The following is a 19,073-nucleotide window of genomic DNA, read 5'->3' on the forward strand; positions in this document are numbered from 1 at the left end:
CTCAATGATGATTTAATTAAACTTCATTCCAAAATTCTATGACTATATCAGATTTAACAGAAACTAAAACCGTTAGACGGCCTTATACGGATAAGTTTGGTAATCGCAAAATGGGTGTACAAGAATTTGAAGTAAAATATAATTATGAAATTGAGAATCATTTATTTAGAATCTTAGCGAAAATCATAGATCTAGCACTGGTCGCTTTTTCTATGCACTTCATGGTTTTAAACGAAATAATCAACTCTAATTCAATTATTTACACTTTCCCGGTTTGTTTTATTTTATACAACGCAATTATGGAATCAATGCTAGGATCATCCATAGGAAAACTTCTATTTAATATTGCCGTTGTGAATGAAAAGGCTGAAAATTTATCCTTCGTCAAATCTTTACAAAGAAATATTTTAAGTTTTCTATTTATTTTATTCCATGTCATAAGTCATATAGGTCTACACCATTTTTGGGAATACCTTGATAAAAAATATCTTGACTACAACATCTATATCATCGCACGAAACAAAAGAAAAGAAATAAAACAAATGCTACATCAGCATCTTCCGGCAAAACTAGATAAATAGTCAATTTTCAAATATATTTTTACTACCAACAATAAATTACTAGCAATCCCGCTGTATCTTTAATCTTCTAAAAACTTTAAACCCTTGGCTCATGAAATCTAATAAAGAATTGGTAACAGCATTTGCAAAAACCTGGAATAACCTTGACTCATCATTCATTCGTGATATATTAGATCCAGATTTTCATTACGCTTCTCAATGGGTGTTAGATGAAATTAAAAACAAAGAGGATTATCTAACTTATTTAGATAAAAAATTACGAGCTATTTCAAATTCCGGTACTCGTTTGGTAGCTGAGTTGGGTGAACATGAAAATAAATATTGCTTGGTACTTAATCAGATTCAGAATGGGCGTGCTAATAAAGTTACTTTTCTAATTGAAACCAAGGACGGAAAGATTCTAAGGGCAGATACTTGCATGATACCTGATCCAAAGGAAATTAAAATGTTAAACATCATTCCTAAATAAAAATATATGTGGTTTGAACAGCTAACTGGATTCAAAGAAGAATCGCCCGAAAATGTAAGAAATAAGATAGAGCTTAATGGAAACGAAATGATTTCTCTGGTGAATGAGCGTCGTTTTGTTTTTGGCCAATTAGAGATTCCCAGCCTAGCTGAACTCAAAGCTTTAACTCATAAGATCGATGCTTTTGATGACCAAATTAAAGTTTCTGAAATCGTTGCCAATGTTCAAGAGTTGCATCGACAACCCGAAAACGCAAATGCATTATTTCAGGCGGCTTCTCAGTTCAATCTCCTTGAAATGATAAGTCCATCAGTGACACCAGAAGAGGGAATTGCAAGGTATGAATATGACCGAACGCAAGGCCCAGCATGTGCGATTTCATGTGGAGCGGGAACCATTTATAGAAATTATTTTGTTGAAGTCAATGGACAAATTGGACAGACCGAAGATAATCAAATAGATTGCTTAGACTTAATAGGTTAATCTTTGGGAAATCATAATTCAGAGCTATGGACAATGAAAAATGGCTATACTTTAATAGATCCAAAGGGCCTAAAATCCATCAATGAAAAGCTAGCTAGCTTGTCACAACTTGAAAGAGAAGACTTGAAGGATAAGCTAAAAACGGGTATACAATGGAATACAGATGTTACCCTACCCGACGCGCAACACCAAGTTTCTCAGATATATTGTTCAGCGCTGCCTGTAGCTTATAATCACAACATAGAAACTTCTCATTGGGAAGCTTTTTCGAGGATAATTTTAGAGGCAACCTATGAATCCACAATTTTGGCAGCTATTTTAAATATGGAAAAAAATAAATCTAATAAAGTTTATCTGACCTTAGTGGGTGGCGGTGCATTCGGCAACGAAGAGCAATGGATTTTAGAATCTCTGCAAAAAGTAATTAGAAAGTATAAAAACCTGCCTTTAAATGTTAAGATAGTGAGTTATGGTCGTTCTAATCCAAATTTAGTGCGCTGTATTGATGATATTTAAGCTTTTTTTGATTTAAAAGGAAAATGCTTACTTATCGATATATTTTCCCTCACTCAATTGATTGAGTTTTAATATAATTCAGTACTTTTAAGTCAGAATTCTAGGTAGTAAATTGGCAATTTATAGATTAACTATTTATCAAAAGAGTTATAGCTACCAGTCTAAAACAAAAACACATGCTCAACCATATTCAAAAATTGATATTTCTCTTAGTTTTGATACTTGTTGGATGTAAGACTGAAGTAAAACCCCATGAAATTCAACCTCAATCTAGCATCCAAACATCTTGTGATAGAGCAAAATTAGATGCTAAAACTTCCTTTGAAAACGAAAATTATACATTCACTATTTATGGATTGAATTTAAGTTCATTAAAAAAACAATATCAATATAAATCACTTTACGATAGTATTTTGCTAAGCGATTACAAAATAAAATATAAGCAGGGTGGTTGTGTTATAAGCGATTATACGACTTGCTATGAAAAGGAGTTAAAAAGATATGTTGAAAACAAATATGGTAAAGACTACTTATCTATCGCTAAATCTAAAGCTCTAACTATTTACAGTAAAACCGAAGAATACAAAACAAAGGTATTACCTCTTTTAAAACGCGATACAATTTTTAACGCTATTGAGCCCTCAGAGTACAATAAAAGAGTAAATAGATCAGAAACGATTACTCACTTTATCAAAAACAAGCTCGGTGAAGAAATCTCTAATTCTAAAATTTCATTTCAATATATTTTATATAAAAATGGTGAAATTGAAATTATTAAGTTTTATTCCCCAGAGAACATTAAAGAACAAGAAAAGATAAAAACTGCTTTAGAAAACCTACCTCAACTTGATCCTGCATACTTTTTTACAGAACCTGTCAACAGCTATCAAAATTATCGTTTAAAAAATTAAATTCTCAATATTTTATTCCAAAATTGAATTCACTCTTTTAAATTATTTCTTCGATTATATTGAAATTTCTAAAAGCAAATAACAATAAAACCGATTTTTAATCAGACATTTGACTCAACACTCAACTTTTATCAAATGGAAGAAACGATTAAAACCCTGGTCTATATTCACGCTTTTTTTGGTGGAATTGGACTTATCTCCGGACTTGGTAGTATTGTCGTTAAAAAAGGGAATTCTTCTCATAAAAAGTTAGGTAAACTTTTCACCTATGCTATGGTCATTAGCTCATTGATATCTCTTATTGTCGCTAGAATGCCAAATCACGAAAATCTCTTTCTGTTTCTGATTGGAATATTTACCATTTATATGGTTTTAGCAGGAAATAGAGCTTTAACCTTTAAAAATAAAGCTAAAACTAAAGCTGATCTATTAGATAAAAGCATTTCGGGAACTATGTTTATTGCTTCTATCCTAATGATTATCCTTGGGGTTGTGGGAATGATTCAAAAAGTTGACAATTCAATTCTGTATTTATTTTTTGGAGCTTTTGGAAGTTTCATGACGTTTAAAGATTTTCAAACTTTCAAAAACTTCAGACAAAAGAAAAACGCTTGGTTAATTAGTCATGTAGGACGAATGATAGGAGCTTTAATTGCTTCGTTTACGGCCTTTTTAGTTGCTGGACTACATATTGGGACTACTGCTGTTTGGATTCTTCCTACTGTTTTAGGAACAGTTTATATTATTTATTGGAATAGAAAATTAAAATCTAAAAAGGTTTTAAAAAGCATTAAACTTTAAATTCTAAGTACGCTATTAATATGGATTAGAGTGGACATCTCTATCTTTTCAATTAATTATTCAAACCATATCCGAACTATCATCAAGCAATAGAATTTCTTAAATTTTGAAAGCTTCCGATAATTTTTATCTTTAAATGAATTGAAATCTTTAACAGATTTCTAAAATCAAATTAGAGATATGAGTTGGATAGATATATGCATTTTTGTGGTTTATATGTTAACCATGCTGGGCGTAGGCTTTTATTTTATGAAGCGAAATGCTAACCACGAGGATTATTATGTAGGCGGAAGAAGTATCGGACCATGGTATATAGGACTTTCTGTGGTAGCTACAGATGTGGGCGGTGGTTTTTCTATAGGACTAGGAGGTCTTGGTTTTGTTATGGGACTCTCTGGTTCTTGGATGTTATTTACGGGCTTGTTAGGTGCATGGTTGGCTGCTGTGGTGTTGATTCCGAGAGTAAAGGGCGATAGTGCCTTTGCGAAATTCTTTACTTTTCCTCAAATTATTAATCATCTATACAACTCCTCCACTGCTAAAGTGGCTGCCATCATTTGCTTTATTGGATATCTAGGCTTTGCTTCATCCCAACTTTTAGCAGGAGCTAAGTTAGCTTCCGGGACCTTTCCATCTCTAAATTTATCCTATGCCTTATTGGTGATGGGCGCTGTGGCTGTAATTTATACCGTAATGGGAGGTTTAAAAGCCGTAATTTATACCGATACGATTCAGTGGATTATTTTACTCGCAGGATTAATCTTCATAGGGATTCCGATGTCCTATAATTATGTTGGTGGTTGGGAAGGCATCCACACTACTCTACCCCCAGAGTTTTTTAGTTTTACTAATCTTAGTTGGCAAGATTTTGTGAATTGGGCTATTACAATTATTCCGATTTGGTTTGTGGGAATGACATTATACCAAAGAATATTTGCAGCAAGGGATGTGAAATCGGCTAAAAAAGCTTGGTTTATTGCAGGAATATTCGAGTGGCCTATTATGGCTATTTTGGGTGTTTCACTAGGATTACTATCTAGAGTTGCGGTTGAACAAGGAGCGCTATCTGGTTTTACAGGAGAAATGGACCCAGAAATGGGCTTACCGGTATTATTGAGCCAAATACTGCCCGTTGGGATTTTAGGCTTAATGATGTCTGCTTATTTCTCTGCCGTTCTATCTACAGCAGATTCATGTTTAATGGCAGCTTCTGGAAACTTAACAACTGATTTATTAGGTAACTTTTTTAAAGGTAAATCTCTCAAACTTGAGATGAGAATCAGTCAGTTGCTAACCTTGGGAATTGGTATTATTGCTATTATCATCGCCTGGCAAATGACAGAAGTATTAAGTTTAATGCTCTACTCTTACGCTTTTATGGTTTCTGGATTATTAGTACCCGTGGTTGCCGGTTTATTCTTTGGTCAAACCAACGCAACAGCTGCCACCGCTTCTATGGTTGTTGGTGGAAGTACCACGGCTGGTTTAATTGTTTCAGGGATATCTCTACCCTTAGGACTTGATGCAAATTTATTTGGTCTAACTGCTTCCTTAATCATCTTTTTATCCATCATTTACTTTCAAAACAAAGATCAAAAGCTTTCAGCGGATGTGTGAATGAAGTATTTACATTGATAATCAAAAATTATAAAATATCTATTTCAAACTTTCCTATATTTAAAGTTTAAAATCAGAAAAGCTATCTAGGCAAAACCAGAAGGGAGTTTAGTTGGCTGTTTTATAAAGGTTAGAATATTTTTTATGCATAAAATTATACTTCTTCATTTAACGTTACTTTTTACTTTAAGCTTTACGCAAGGGCAGCAAACCATTTTCTCCGATGAGGTGGAAGGCGTTAAATATTTGTTCTTTGATATTTGTCCTAGTGATGTTGAAGGCAAAACAACTGTAACTCAAAACAAGGAAAAGTCTTCATATAATAATGAAGAATTTGTTCAGTATTTAATTGATCAAATAATTATTAAAGATTTTATTCCCCATTTGAATTCTTTAGAAGAATGCATTGAGCTAACATTAGATATTGTCAATTCAAAATATCAAAGTTTGAACGAACTTGACACCAATTGTATTGAAAATTTTGAAGTAGGAAATTTTCATTATACACAACCTAACTTTCTAGATATTGAGGTTATAAGAACGAAAAATAAACAAATCGAAAAATCCAGCATTATTAAGCACATTTATCAAATTGATTGGGTAAGTCCTTGCAATTATTTATTGACAACATTAGAGGTATCAGATCCTAAAGAGAAACACTTAATTGGAAATACAATAGACATTAAAATTATCGATATTCTAGATAATGGAAATTATGTTTGGTTTACTGTTTTATCAAATGGAGCAATTATTTATGGCGAGATGGAAAAAGTGAATGATCATTTATAAAATGCTTATTTTTAGACAGATTAATATTTTTATATTTAATATTTTTCATTAATTTCGGTTCGTTTATAGGCAAAAATCTCTTCTGAGATTAAAGGCAATATTTTTTTAGAGATTGATGCAAAGAAATTTAAAAGAGCAAAAAACAGCATTATTAGTAGTATGGATGATAATTACTACTGTCTCGGCTGTTATTTTAATTCTTCCTTTTTTAGTAGATAGTAAAATCATTCTACAAATTTCTCCAACCTGCACCTATAAAACACAATTCAACTTAGAATGTTTTTTCTGCGGAATGTCTAGAGCATTTATAGAAATTAGTAAAGGGAACTTGAGCTCAGCCATCAGTTTAAACCGGGGAAGTCTTTTTCTATTTATTTTATTCAGTATTAATATTATAATATTTTCTATTTATTTTATTTACAAAACTTTTCAAAAAGGCAAAAACTATCAAATTTCGCGAACTCACTAATAAATAAAACAATCATAATTTTCATCTAAATTTAATTACAATGCAAACAGCAAGTTTAATTTTCGGAATTTTAGCAATCATTGGTATGGTCATAGGGTTTATACCGTGCTTTGGATCACTTAACTGGATCAATATCCCATTTTCAGCAATTGGAGCAATCTTTTGTGTTGTTGCTATGAATAAAAAAGAAGTAAACCCAGATGGTACACCTAACAAGAATGCGACAATAGGTTTAGTTCTTTGCGTAGTTGCTATGTTCTTTGGATTAATACGTCTATTACTTGGAGGCGGAATTTTATAAAAATTTGACTTTATATTAGTTTACGTTAAAAAAGTGGTAGTAAAATCTTTTCTACTCATGAAAAATTTTAAATATTTTCACGTAAATAAGATTTTGCTGCTACTTACAAATTAGAAGCATTTCAAACTTTAATTTTTAGATTTTTTGAATCAAATTTCAACCGAATGAAAAGTTTGTTGACATATTATATTTTGATTTTAGCACCATTAGCAGTTCTATTTGCGTTAAAAGCTTCTGAATTGCTTGGCGGATCATTATTTGTTACACTCCTCTTAGCTTACGCACTTTTGTACAGAACATATACGGACGGTAAAAGATTGGCTGATAAAAACATCATTCCTTATAAGGACATATGGAAAATAATTATTCCAGGCAGACGAGTTAAATATTTTAGAGATTTATATCTGAAATAAAATTAACCTTAACTTATTTTATTCTTAATAATTAATCTACTCACTCTCTCCTACTACCATCCTCTATATAAATTGAAAGTTCATAATTATTCAATTTTTATTCGTTATTTTAATCCTTAAAACACAACATTCGCTGCTAAATTTTAGAACAGGAATTTAAAAGCCTTCCTAATATTTTAGCCTTAACAAGCACGTACAAATGTCCCAAACCAAAGAATTAAAAGAACTTGCCAAAGTGTTCTTCAAACTTGGAAGCATAGCCTTTGGTGGTCCAGCGGCACATATCGCCATGATGGAAGATGAAGTGGTTAACAAAAGAAAATGGATGACACAGGAGCACTTTCTTGACCTTGTGGGAGCGACGAATCTGATTCCTGGACCAAATTCCACCGAAATGACCATGCACTGTGGTTATGAACGCGCTGGCTGGAAAGGACTTTTAGTAGCTGGTTTTTGTTTTATATTTCCTGCAGTTGTTATCACTGCCATTTTTGCTTGGCTTTATCAATCCTATGGTCAACTCCCCGAGGTTGAACCTTACATTTATGGAATCAAGCCAGCCGTTATTGCCATTATATTGATGGCTGTAATTAGACTCGGCAAAAAAGCAATTAAAACTACAGAACTTGCGATTTTAGGAGTACTCACTCTAATCGCGTGTTTATTAGGTGTCAATGAAATCATAGCCCTATTTGGTTGTGGATTACTTGGATTAGGAATTTATTTTATAAAGAAGAGTACTAGAAATTTAAACAGTTTATTTCCCATCCTTCTAATACAACTAGCTGAACCTGTAAGGCTTGGAGCAATTAAAATATTTCTTATTTTCTTGAAAATCGGCGCTATTCTATACGGAAGTGGTTATGTATTATTTGCTTTTCTCGACACCGAATTAGTTGCTAACGGATGGTTGACAAGACAAGCTTTGATTGATGCTGTTGCTGTTGGTCAAATTACCCCAGGTCCAGTTTTATCTACTGCCACATTTATCGGTTGGCAAATGAACGGTCTATCTGGTGCGGTGGCGGCAACTTTAGGGATTTTTCTACCCTCGTTTATTCTAGTTTGGATATTAAATCCATGGATTCCAAAACTCCGAAATTCGAAGATGATTTCAGCTATTTTAGACGCTATCAACATCGCCGCTGTAGCATTAATTCTAGCAGTTTGTATAGAAATGGCTCAAGAAGCGATTACCGATTGGCGAAGCATAGTCATTGCCGTCATAAGTTTGGTGTTGGTTTTCGTATTCAAAAAACTAAATAGTGCCTTTATCGTACTTGGAGGCGCAGTTATTGGTCTTATATTGAGCTTTGTTTAAGTCTAGAAAGATAATTTTGGTTAAATTAGAGTTTTAATCGAGAAAAAAGATTTTAATTTAAATTCTTTAATTGAAGATAGAAAAACTAAGTTCTCACAATTCTAATCTAATCCAAATAAATATAGCCATGAAAATCTTATTAGCTTTCATTTTATCCTCATTTTGCATATTGAATGCATATGCTCAAACTGATAATTTTAATATCGAAAACGGACAAGTCGTCTGGCAAAAAGTATTCAACACAGATCAATCAAAGGAGGAATTAATTAACAAAATACAGCGTACAGGAATATTCAAAAATATCAGTGATAATGGAGAGAGTCTAACTGCTGAAATCCAACAATTATCACTAGATTTTATAGGTTTTGGAGAAACAGAGTTTTCTACACCCATCTATATTGCACGAAATTATGTGAATGCATTTACATTAATTGAGTTGAGAGAGGGACGATACCGAGTAACAATTAAAAACATAATGTTAACTCAAAAGTATGAAGATGCATTATCCAAGGAAGGCGAAGTAACAGCTCTTGAGTTATATGCTTTAAGAAAAAGGAATACTGAGTTCAAACCAGGATTTTTAAAACTTCCATCAAAAATTATAAACTATACTTTCCAAAACATAGCTGATTTCACCTTGGAGCTTGAAGAAGATGATTGGTAACTAAATCAGAAATCTTTCGCTAAACTATATTGTTGTTTACTAAAGCTAAAATGAAAAAATCACTAGTTATTATTCTATCGATTTCTCTCTTGTGTTTATTAGGCTTAGGAGCATATATAAATTCAAAACTTAATGAACTTGAAGAAGCTTTCAAGGTAGAACATAACTTACAAGATCCTCATATTATTTTACTTGAGGATTCTATTTCTCCAAATAGAAAATTCAAATATTACGCATATCAATTTGATAATGGTGGTTTGGGTTATTCACGTGTATTTTGGTCCGTAATCGAAAACAATGATAGCCTTAAGGATCTTAAAAATGGACTAATTCCAATGGGGTATAAAATCAAAGCTTGGAGCAATGAAAATGATTTAATTTTAGAAAAATGGAAACCCTATTACGAATCCGATCCAGCCTATAAGCTAGATCGAATTGAAAGGTATAATGGAGTTGATATAATAGTTATTGAGAGATAATGTTTAATTCATATTTGCCCTTAACAGATTAAGTTATTACCAAATTGTTCTTTTTAGTTTATTATTTAAGGTTTTGACTTTAAATGTTTTAAATTTATCAGACAAAGTCAACCTAATCTTTAATAAATAAACATTAATAAAATGAATCAGCAAATATGGGATCTTTATAAAACCTCAGAAAGAGGAAAAACCTACATCAATCTATTCAGCTTTGATCCAGAAATTGAAAGGCTAGAAGATAAAACGGAAAGCATCTTTCATCACTTTCAAGAATATATAGGCTATGAAGAGCACCAAGATATTTTTATTGATATTTGTGAACTAGTTATTCTAAATATTGAATATCAAGAAATTTTCTTAAAAGAAAAAGAAACCAAATCTGAGTATTTTAAAAGATTAATTGAAAATCTAGAGATTGCAGATTTTAAACTAAGCCCAGACGGAAATTCATTAAATAAGGATGATAAAATATTCATTAATAAACAAGATTATAGATCCTTAAATGCAATTGTACCACACATTTCTCTCATTCTATATTTTTACGGTGCTGTACCATTTTATCCAATTTTATTTAAGGCACAGTTCGATATCTTAATTAAAATTTTCGATGTGTTAGGGATTCCTTTTCCTGAACTTCCTTCTAAAGTAGATAAAAAAGAAAGAATCCTCTATTACAATGATCTTAATGAAAAGATAGAAAAATTTGCCAATCAATACAATCTTTCACCTGCAGAAACATGCGCGTGCTTATATGATTTTTCTTTTATGCTTTTAAATGAAGTGGAAAGTTCAAATGAACTTCCGGAGCCGATGAATGTCTGGTTGACTGGAGGAAGCAAATACGATTATTCTGATTTTCTGAAAAACCCAACTGAGGGTAAAAGTTTAATATGGGCAGGAAATGAAAACACAAAACGCGGAGATATAATTGTTGTTTACGTAACTTCACCTTATAGCGCTATTCAATCTATATGGAGAGCAGATACGGATGGAAGTATCACTCCTTTTAATTTTTACCAAAGTCGTATTAGAATTACTAAAGGTATTACAATACCACATATCAAGAATAGAGAACTGAAAGAAGACTCTTATTTTTCTAACGTCTCAATTGTAAAAAGAAATTTCCAAGGCGTTAATGGTGTAAAACTATCTACAACTGATTATCAGCAACTTCTCAGAATCATCAAAAGTAAAGGTTTTGATACAAATATATTACCTCAACTATACTCACCTGATTTTGAGAAACATAACAATATTTATTTAGAAAAGGATGTTGAAGAAAAGCTTTTAATTCCCTTGTTAGAAAAGCTAGGCTATACTAGTGCAGATTGGTCACGCCAACTTTCACAAAAAGCTGGTAGAAACGTTAAAATTATTCCTGATTTTGTTTTCTTAGCAAAAGGCGAACATCTCTTCCAAAATGCACCAATGATAATCGAAGCAAAATTGGATTTTACTTCTAATATTGAAAAAACTAAGTCATATAACCAAGCTTTATCCTATGCACGTATGATGAAATCTACAGTATTAGGTATTTGCGATAAGCATCGCTTGCTAATATATAAGGAGAAAAACGGTTATTTCGATAGATTCAATCCTAGTTTTGAAAACTATTGGCAGAATTTAAATGATGCAGAGGTATTTAGCGAACTAAAGCAATTAATTGGAAAGGACTTCATTAATAAAAATAATTAGGTATTGTTTTATAGTAGAAAAATCCATCTAATTAAAATCAGATTTCAAAAGCAAATCACTCAACATTGTTTCATCTAAAAATATATGGATGCAAAATTTTTATTAAATATTAATAATTCATTTGACATCTGGTTTTATCACTTTAGCCTATAATATTGTTTTAAATTGAATCCATTCCAAAAGATACTTTAAGGACACAAGTCATATCCAATGTTCACATTTAAGACTTAAAAACAAGAATCCCAGCTCTTAAATTTTTTGATTATATTAGAATCAACTAACTCTTTAAACTTTAAGGAGTTTATTCATTTAATTTTAAACATCACCTTCATGAAATCAAGAAATCTTTTAATGATCCCTGGTCCTATTGAGTTTGAGCACGAAGTTCTGCAATCCATGAGTTCTGCTACACCTAGCCATGTTGACCCTAAATTTATTTCGACTTTTCATCATAGTTTAAATTTTATGAAGGAAGTATGGCAAGCACCTTCTGGTCAGGCATTTATTGTGGCGGGTTCAGGAACTTTTGCTATGGAAATGGCCGCTGCTAACCTTATAGAGCAAGGAGATAAGGTTCTTGTGATTTCCACTGGATATTTTGGTTTACGTTATGCAGATATTTTAAAGAGATACACTGTAGATGTAGATATTTTGGAAGCTGAAGTTGGTGATGTGGTTGCAATAGAAGATATAGAACAACAACTCAAGACTAAATCATATAAACTATTATGTTTTACACACGTAGATACTTCTACAGCTGTATTGAACGACGCTAAAGCCATTGGTAAATTAGCTCAAAAACATAATGTTTTAACTCTAATGGATGCCGTTTGCTCGGTTGCAGGAGAAGAAATCAAACAAGAAGAATGGGGACTTGATATTGTTGTTTCTGCCTCCCAAAAAGCTATCGGTGTTCCTCCGGGTTTGGCTCTTTTAGTTGCTTCGCCAAAAGCAATTCAAAGCTTTAAACAACGAAAAACTAAAGTTCAAAACTATTATGCAGATTGGACTAACTGGCTTCCTATAATGAAAGCATACGAAAATAAAGAAGCTTCTTATTTCGCCACACCACCTGTGAATCTAATCATAGCTTTAGAAAAAAGTTTAGAAATGATTATAGCAGAAGGCTTAGAACAACGTTTTGAGCGCCACAGAAAAGCCGGAAAAGCCATGCGTGTCGCGCTTAGAGCCTTAGGCTTGGAATTAGTTTCTAAAAATGAAAAACTATCTGCCAATACTTTATCCGCTCCATTCTATCCCGATAATATAGATGGTACAACTTTCTTAAAAAGCATAAATGAACAAGGTGTGACTTTAGCTGGTGGTCTTTTACCCAACTTGAAGGGTAAATATTTTAGAATCGGACATATGGGTTCGGTTAATCAAAATGATTTACTCGCCACTGTAGGCGCTATTGAAAAAGCTTTAGAAAAACATAACCATCAACAAGATCTTGGAGTTGGAACTAAGAAAATATTAGAGCTGTTTTAAATATAATTAATTCAATATCACATCATTACACATCCACCAACCTTGAAAAATGAAAATTCACAACGGGTCAGTTTATCCTATCCACTAAAATCGTAAATTAGCTAACATTTAAGTCCTATTCCTATGAACACCAAGCTCATCGAAACTTTAAAAACTCGACTACCTGAATTAAAACAGTGGCAAGAAAGTATGCACCAATCTCCTGAGTTATCAATGCAGGAAGAAAATACGTCGAAATTTATTGCCGAAAAATTGAAATCTTTTGGTGAGTTTGAAGTCGTAGAAGGTGTTGGGAAATACGGTATTGTTGCAACTTTAAAAAATGGAAATAGCTCCAAATCTATCGGAATTAGAGCTGATTTTGATGCTTTACCAATTCAAGAGGATAACAATTTAGCATACAAAAGCACAAAAGATGGAGTTGGGCACTTATGCGGTCACGATGGGCATACGGCGATGGCTTTAGGCGCTGCCAAGTATTTAGCTGAAACCAAAAATTTTGACGGTACAGTCCATTTTATCTTTCAACCCGGAGAGGAAACCATGCAAGGTGCTCCGGCAATGATTGAAGATGGTCTTTTTGAGCGATTTCCTATGGATGAAGTTTATGCCCTACACAATATGCCGACAGGTGAGTTTGGTAAATTTATCTTTAGAGAAGGCGAAACCATGGCGGCTGTCGATAATTGGGAAATTGAGATTGAAGGAAAAGGAAGTCATGGCGCGATTCCAGAGTTGGGCATCGATCCTATGGTTTGTGCGTCATCTCTTGTAATGGCCTTACAAAGCATTGTCAGCAGAAACGTCTCTCCATGGAAAGAATGTGTTGTAAATGTGGGTGCTTTTAATGCCGGGACCGCGGGAAACATTATTCCTCAAAAAGCACACTTAAAGCTGAGCATCCGAAATATGGACAGCGAAAATAGAAAAATGGTTTTGGAAAGAATTAAAACCATGACCAAGGCACAGGCAGAAGCCTTTGGATGCACTTACAGCATTAAAGAAGGCATCATCGGCTCTGTGTTGGTAAATTCTCCTAATCAAACTAGAAAAGCTCTAGAAATAGCTAAAAACACTTTTGGAGAAGAAAAGGTAACCGATCAAGGTTTTGCTTTTATGGGAAGTGAAGACTTTGCATTTATGTTGGAGAAAAAACCAGGAAATTATGTGATGTTGGGCAATGGCGACGGTTATATGTTGCATCATCCAAAATATCAATTTAATCAAGATCTACTACCGATTGGTGCGGCCTATTGGGTAGCTTTAACAGAGCAATTACTCAAGAAATAATTTTTGAGTTTTAAACATAAAAAAAGCCTCCGCTCCCGGAGGCTTTTGCGGTATTCTTTCGAACACCATGAAAACTCAACTACTCTTTATGAAAAAGATTGAAGCAAATATAAACATATTTTATTCTAATGTGAAAGTAATAATTTGTTAAAATTTCACAAATTTCATTCTATGAATGATAATCTGATCTAAATTCCTTGCGAAAAGCACTGGTTTTAAACCATCTGTGGTAAATTTATATTTTTTTCGTAATGACACTAAATTGTCAGGAAAGTTTCGGTGAATCGCCATTATTGATAAGTTTTTAAGTTCCTTCTTAGGAGATTTCACTTTTTCTAAGATTTCAAAAACCCTCCCAGGGTAGTTTTCATGTAGTTCATCCGAAGTAAAAAGTTGAGTGTTGGGATGTAATTTCTTTAAATTAAACTTGATACCTAGAACTTCATTCCCACCCGACTTTTGAATGGCTGCACTGGGTTCGTATAAGTATTTTCCAATCTCGCCAAGTGGACAAGAAGCATTATCAATTTCATCTGATTTAAATTCAAAATGAGCCTGGTCGCTCTCTAAATTTACAGCTGTTATCTTAGTAGTCGAAGAATTTGCTTCTTCTATTTTAACCATGATTTCCTTAACTTCATTCTTAAGTGCAACCACCTGAATTTCAGAAATTCCATCTAAGGTTTGAAGCAGATAGGATAAATCAATTAATGGAGATAATTTTATTAAAACAAGTTTAGCTTTAGAAGAAATAAGCTCTAAGTGCTCTAATAAATTCGGTGTCATATCTTCTAATAAAAACACGCGATTCTTTGAATCGTCCCTGCGCGATGGATCAACATACAGCACATCCCAAACTTCATTCGTGTTCTTAAGGTAGTCAATTCCATCTGTAGCTATAGAAGTAATGTTTTCTAAACCTAATTGCTTAAAGTTTGAAGCGGCTATAGCTTGTAATTCTTTGTTTTGCTCTAGATGATATACCTGCTCAAAGCTTGATGCAAAAGCAATACAATCAATCCCCAGTCCTCCGGTAATATCAATCACCGACTTCCCTTCTACAATGCTTGCCTTATGGACTGCAGTTGCTTCGGATGATGTTTGTTCGAGGTTTAATTTAGGTGGAAATAAGATTCCCTTTTGCTCTAAAAGCGGTATTTTTTTCTTAACTATATTTCGCCCCTGAATTTGTTGAAGCAAATCCTTCATCAAAATTTCTTCAAAGGGAGGTTTCTTAAAGGCCAAATCATGCACATTTTCGTGTTTGTGCGCCTCAAGCCAATCTTGTACCTTCTCTTCTTTTAATCTTTCTATATCCAAGATTAAATGTTTTTGGTTATGCTCTGTACAAACTTAAACTCAGAGAAAAATTCCTTTAAAATTACTCTTAAAATAGTATAGCTAGGTACTGCCAATATGATTCCTCCAACGCCTGCTAAAAGTCCACCTATTATTAAAATTAAAAATATTTCTAACGGATGTGACTTCACACTTCTAGAGTAAATCAACGGCTGATTCACAAAGTTATCTACCAATTGCGCCACGATATACCCCCCTGCAATCCAATAAATTCTTGGTAAAATATGTTGGTTAAACATAAAACCTTGTAAGTATAAATTACTCATACTTAATAAGATAAATACAAAAAAACCAACAAACGGCCCAAGATAGGGTACAATATTACACAAGGCACAAAGAAGCGCTATTATTAATGCTTTATCTGCCTCAATTCCACCAATCGCAAGTAGAATTGTGTAATAAATGGAGAACATTATAATCACTTGCAACGTCAAACCGATAAAGTAACGTGATAACAAGTTTTTAATATCAGAAATTACTCCAGCAACACGTGGAGTTGCCTTGTCCGGAATTGGCGACAGCAACATACTGTTGAATAAGTTTCTCTCTTTTAAAAAGAAAAATGATATAAATAAAACCGAAAAACTTCCGATCCCAAAGTTCGTAAGAACGTTGACAATATTTGAAAACCAATTAGTTATAATACTTAAATCAAAAGTTTTATCTAATCCAGTTTTAAGAAAATCATCAAGTACATTGATTTTATAACGCTTCAAACCAGCATTTAAGGCATTCAACTGATCCATAATCACCGCCTGAATTTCGGTGGTATCCATGCTGGTAATAGTCTCGGCTTGTTGTAACAATAGAGGCACAAAATAGTAGAGCGAGACGGATAATAAAACAATGAAAATTAGAATTGTAATGGCCGCACTAAAAGTTGAACCAAGACCTAACTTCCGATGGAGCAGAAACATAAATGGTCTTCCCATCAAGGCGATTACAGCCGCTAAAATTATATAAACAAAAACTACACGAATGGTAAAAATTAACCATAAAAACAAAGCAAGGATACACAGCGCAATAATGGCTATGATAATACCTTCTGCAATGCTTCTAGAATTTTCGTTAAGTTTTATCATACTCTTTTTCAGCTCCTTCTGCTAGTCGTTTTAAAGTTATGGTTTGAAATAATGTTTTACCAACACCTTGATATTTAGGCTTTATGCTATACTTCATAAAGTCATCGTCTTTTTTAGGGAATTTATTCACCCCAATAAGACTAATTTCTTGGTTCTCGAATTTATCCTGCTCTTTCTTTGCCGAAGAACTAATCATTTTCTGAATTTTGGCATTTTTCAACCCAGTAATAAAACCTCCTTCTGATTCTAATCTTTTGAAGATTTCCCAAGCTTTTTCAGCCAATTGATGCGTAAGCGATTCTAAATAAAAAGCTCCTTTTAATGGATCAACATAATGATTCAAGAAAGACTCCTCTCTTAAAATAAATTGTTGTTTAAAGCCCAACTCTACCGCTAAGTCCTTTTGTTCAACAAATAACTCATCATATGGATGAACCATTACAAAATCAGCTCCTGCCATAATTCCAGCAGCTGCTTCATATGTAGTTCTAATGATATTGTTGTATCTATCTAATACAGATTTATTTCTAACAGATGACTCCGCTAAGACTTTCAAGTTTGAAGTTGTTTCGTTAGCTTCAGCTAAATTTGCCCAAAGAATTCTCAAAGCACGAAGTTTAGCAATCTCGAAAAAGAAATTACTTCCAACAGCAGTCTTCACCAATACATCAGATAAAATCGCCTTATCTCCTGTCAATTGAACATACTCCTGCCCCACCAACAGCATTAATGCTAATTGCTCTGCGTGATTAGCTCCAGCATTTTGATATCTAGAAATATCAATCGAAATTTTGTTTTTATAATTAGATTGAGCAACTTTTTTCAAGCTCTCAACAGCTGATTCCAATGATTTGTCTGGATAATTACCAAATTGCGCCAAATCACCTAAAAAATCCCAATTGATATAAGTGTTATTATTAATAGCTTCGGTGGCAGGTTGAACATTCGTGTAATCCACAAAAAGCATTTCGTTGGCACTCGCTTGAAAAGCTTCTGTTTGATCAGAATTTAAAAATACGCCATCTACACTACCATAAGAAATGTCTACATCTGGAATAAAAGTAGAAATGATTTTCCAAGTGTTTTCCTTAGACACAAAATTGTCTTGAGCCTTGTCTTTAGATGTATACAAAGGCTTCACTTGGAATCCTTCTGCTGTGTCCCAGCACAAAGTTTTTGTAAAATCAGCGCCTTTTAATTCGGCTTGCACCTGATTTTTCCATTGTTGCTCGTCTGTAGCTTCAAAATTTTTAAATAAATCACTCATACTCTAGACTATCTTTTTTTTCAATTACAAAAATATCTTCATTCTCTTTTTTCATGAGATACTTTTCTCTTGCTAATCGCTCGTACTCTCTTGGATCTTTCTCCATTCGGTCAAGATGATTTTGTTCTTTTTCTATTTCAGCTTTAAAATAAGCTCTCTCTTCTCTCAAATTTACAATGTCATCATCTAAATCCTTGTGTAATAAATAAGAGTTTTGATCAAAAAAAACCATCCACACAACGAAAGCTAGTCCTACAATAAAATATTTATTGAGGAGGTAATTATACCATTTCATTTTAGTGGTTTCTTCTGACATTATTTTTGAGAAATTAATCGATTTTTAATTACGGTTGTCATTACATCAATCGCCACATCATTCTTCTTTTTCTCATTCGGAATGATTAAATCTGCATACTTCTTAGTAGGCTCAATAAACTGCTCGTGCATTGGTTTCAATGTCTTTTTATAACGAGAAATTACTTCTTCTAAATCCCTGCCTCTATCCTGGATATCTCTCTTGATACGTCTGATCAACCTTTCGTCTGAATCTGCATGCACATAGATTTTCAGGTCAAACATCTCTCTAAGTTGAGCATCAGTTAATACCAAGATACCCTCTACAATCACTACATTTTTGGGTGGCGTCACCAATGTTTCATCAGTACGAGTGTGAGTTAAAAAAGAGTAAACAGGTTGCTCAATCGTTTCACCTCTTTTCAACTTTTTTAAATCCTCTACCAAAAGTTCAAAATCTATAGACCTTGGGTGATCGAAGTTGATTTGAATTCTCTCCTCAAAAGATAAATGACTGCTATCATGATAATAATTATCTTGAGAAATCACGATAACATCATCAGATGATAATTGATTTAAAATGTTGTGAACCACAGTGGTTTTACCCGATCCAGTTCCTCCCGCTATTCCAATTATCAGCATAAATAAAGATTTTCACAAAGTTAATAAAAGCATTTAGTAATTGGGAATGATTTATTCTTAAAACTTTAACAAGTTACAAAAAGAAAATTAGATAACTAATTTCCAATTACTTAATAACATTTTAAAGGATTTAAATATA

At 33.1% G+C, this 19,073-nt stretch carries 22 protein-coding genes; 17 read left to right on the forward strand and 5 right to left on the reverse strand.

The annotated features are described in order from the left end of the window. Positions 1 to 38 precede the first annotated feature (38 nt). The 17 genes from NLM59_RS01845 (at position 39) to NLM59_RS01920 (ending at position 14,290) form a co-directional block, all read left to right on the forward strand. Positions 39 to 581, forward strand: coding sequence for an RDD family protein (locus NLM59_RS01845; RefSeq protein WP_304416034.1), 543 nt, complete (start codon positions 39 to 41; stop codon positions 579 to 581). Positions 582 to 672: 91 nt separating this feature from the next. Beyond that, positions 673 to 1,050, forward strand: a complete 378-nt coding sequence (locus NLM59_RS01850; protein WP_304416035.1) for a nuclear transport factor 2-like protein — start codon at positions 673 to 675, stop codon at positions 1,048 to 1,050. A 6-nt stretch (positions 1,051 to 1,056) separates the two neighbouring features. After that, positions 1,057 to 1,533: a hypothetical protein gene (locus NLM59_RS01855; RefSeq protein WP_304416036.1), complete on the forward strand. Its 477-nt coding sequence runs from the start codon at positions 1,057 to 1,059 to the stop codon at positions 1,531 to 1,533. 33 nt (positions 1,534 to 1,566) lie between these two features. Beyond that, positions 1,567 to 2,049, forward strand: coding sequence for a hypothetical protein (locus tag NLM59_RS01860; RefSeq protein WP_304416037.1), 483 nt, complete (start codon positions 1,567 to 1,569; stop codon positions 2,047 to 2,049). Positions 2,050 to 2,225: 176 nt separating this feature from the next. Continuing rightward, complete coding sequence (locus NLM59_RS01865; protein WP_304416038.1) at positions 2,226 to 2,960, forward strand: hypothetical protein; 735 nt, start codon at positions 2,226 to 2,228, stop codon at positions 2,958 to 2,960. Positions 2,961 to 3,095: 135 nt separating this feature from the next. After that, positions 3,096 to 3,761: a hypothetical protein gene (locus NLM59_RS01870; RefSeq protein ID WP_304416039.1), complete on the forward strand. Its 666-nt coding sequence runs from the start codon at positions 3,096 to 3,098 to the stop codon at positions 3,759 to 3,761. Between the two features lie 180 nt (positions 3,762 to 3,941). After that, a complete protein-coding gene (locus tag NLM59_RS01875; RefSeq protein ID WP_304416040.1) occupies positions 3,942 to 5,378 on the forward strand; it encodes a sodium:solute symporter family protein in 1,437 nt (478 codons plus the stop codon). A 144-nt stretch (positions 5,379 to 5,522) separates the two neighbouring features. Further along, positions 5,523 to 6,167 (forward strand): hypothetical protein, encoded by a 645-nt coding sequence (locus NLM59_RS01880; protein WP_304416041.1) that lies wholly within the window; start codon positions 5,523 to 5,525, stop codon positions 6,165 to 6,167. Positions 6,168 to 6,330: 163 nt separating this feature from the next. Continuing rightward, positions 6,331 to 6,636 (forward strand): DUF2752 domain-containing protein, encoded by a 306-nt coding sequence (locus tag NLM59_RS11850; protein WP_369426754.1) that lies wholly within the window; start codon positions 6,331 to 6,333, stop codon positions 6,634 to 6,636. Positions 6,637 to 6,676: 40 nt separating this feature from the next. Next, the gene (locus NLM59_RS01885) at positions 6,677 to 6,937 is read left to right on the forward strand and encodes a hypothetical protein (RefSeq protein ID WP_304416042.1); all 261 of its coding nucleotides are present in this window, start codon (positions 6,677 to 6,679) and stop codon (positions 6,935 to 6,937) included. A 164-nt stretch (positions 6,938 to 7,101) separates the two neighbouring features. Continuing rightward, positions 7,102 to 7,350, forward strand: coding sequence for a hypothetical protein (locus NLM59_RS01890; protein WP_304416043.1), 249 nt, complete (start codon positions 7,102 to 7,104; stop codon positions 7,348 to 7,350). Between the two features lie 199 nt (positions 7,351 to 7,549). Further along, on the forward strand, positions 7,550 to 8,671 hold the full coding sequence (chrA, locus tag NLM59_RS01895; protein ID WP_304416044.1) for a chromate efflux transporter: 1,122 nt from the start codon (positions 7,550 to 7,552) through the stop codon (positions 8,669 to 8,671). Positions 8,672 to 8,798: 127 nt separating this feature from the next. Then, positions 8,799 to 9,335, forward strand: coding sequence for a hypothetical protein (locus NLM59_RS01900; protein WP_304416045.1), 537 nt, complete (start codon positions 8,799 to 8,801; stop codon positions 9,333 to 9,335). A gap of 50 nt (positions 9,336 to 9,385) precedes the next feature. Then, on the forward strand, positions 9,386 to 9,814 hold the full coding sequence (locus NLM59_RS01905) for a hypothetical protein (RefSeq protein WP_304416046.1): 429 nt from the start codon (positions 9,386 to 9,388) through the stop codon (positions 9,812 to 9,814). Between the two features lie 141 nt (positions 9,815 to 9,955). Then, positions 9,956 to 11,509 (forward strand): hypothetical protein, encoded by a 1,554-nt coding sequence (locus NLM59_RS01910; RefSeq protein ID WP_304416047.1) that lies wholly within the window; start codon positions 9,956 to 9,958, stop codon positions 11,507 to 11,509. 330 nt (positions 11,510 to 11,839) lie between these two features. Next, positions 11,840 to 13,000, forward strand: a complete 1,161-nt coding sequence (locus NLM59_RS01915; protein WP_304416048.1) for a pyridoxal-phosphate-dependent aminotransferase family protein — start codon at positions 11,840 to 11,842, stop codon at positions 12,998 to 13,000. 123 nt (positions 13,001 to 13,123) lie between these two features. Beyond that, positions 13,124 to 14,290, forward strand: a complete 1,167-nt coding sequence (locus tag NLM59_RS01920) for a M20 aminoacylase family protein (protein ID WP_304416049.1) — start codon at positions 13,124 to 13,126, stop codon at positions 14,288 to 14,290. Between the two features lie 147 nt (positions 14,291 to 14,437). Here NLM59_RS01920 and NLM59_RS01925 read toward each other — a convergent pair whose 3' ends face one another. The 5 genes from NLM59_RS01925 to udk are packed head-to-tail and all read right to left on the reverse strand — an operon-like array spanning position 14,438 to position 18,934. Next, positions 14,438 to 15,610: a hypothetical protein gene (locus NLM59_RS01925; protein ID WP_304416050.1), complete on the reverse strand. Its 1,173-nt coding sequence runs from the start codon at positions 15,608 to 15,610 to the stop codon at positions 14,438 to 14,440. A 2-nt stretch (positions 15,611 to 15,612) separates the two neighbouring features. After that, entirely contained in the window at positions 15,613 to 16,731 is a 1,119-nt protein-coding gene (locus tag NLM59_RS01930; RefSeq protein ID WP_304416051.1) for an AI-2E family transporter, read from the reverse strand. After that, the gene (locus NLM59_RS01935; protein ID WP_304416052.1) at positions 16,718 to 17,998 is read right to left on the reverse strand and encodes a methylmalonyl-CoA mutase family protein; all 1,281 of its coding nucleotides are present in this window, start codon (positions 17,996 to 17,998) and stop codon (positions 16,718 to 16,720) included. Before NLM59_RS01935 ends, NLM59_RS01930 begins: the two co-directional genes overlap by 14 nt. After that, positions 17,991 to 18,314 carry an FtsB family cell division protein gene (locus NLM59_RS01940; protein WP_304416053.1) on the reverse strand — a complete coding sequence of 108 codons (324 nt, stop codon included), beginning with the start codon at positions 18,312 to 18,314 and terminating at the stop codon, positions 17,991 to 17,993. The genes NLM59_RS01935 and NLM59_RS01940 overlap by 8 nt, the downstream gene beginning before the upstream one ends. Beyond that, complete coding sequence (gene udk, locus NLM59_RS01945; RefSeq protein WP_304416054.1) at positions 18,314 to 18,934, reverse strand: uridine kinase; 621 nt, start codon at positions 18,932 to 18,934, stop codon at positions 18,314 to 18,316. Before udk ends, NLM59_RS01940 begins: the two co-directional genes overlap by 1 nt. Positions 18,935 to 19,073: the final 139 nt, after the last annotated feature.

Origin of the sequence: Profundicola chukchiensis, assembly GCF_029664245.1 — a bacterium.
Classification (GTDB): domain Bacteria; phylum Bacteroidota; class Bacteroidia; order Flavobacteriales; family Weeksellaceae; genus Profundicola; species Profundicola chukchiensis.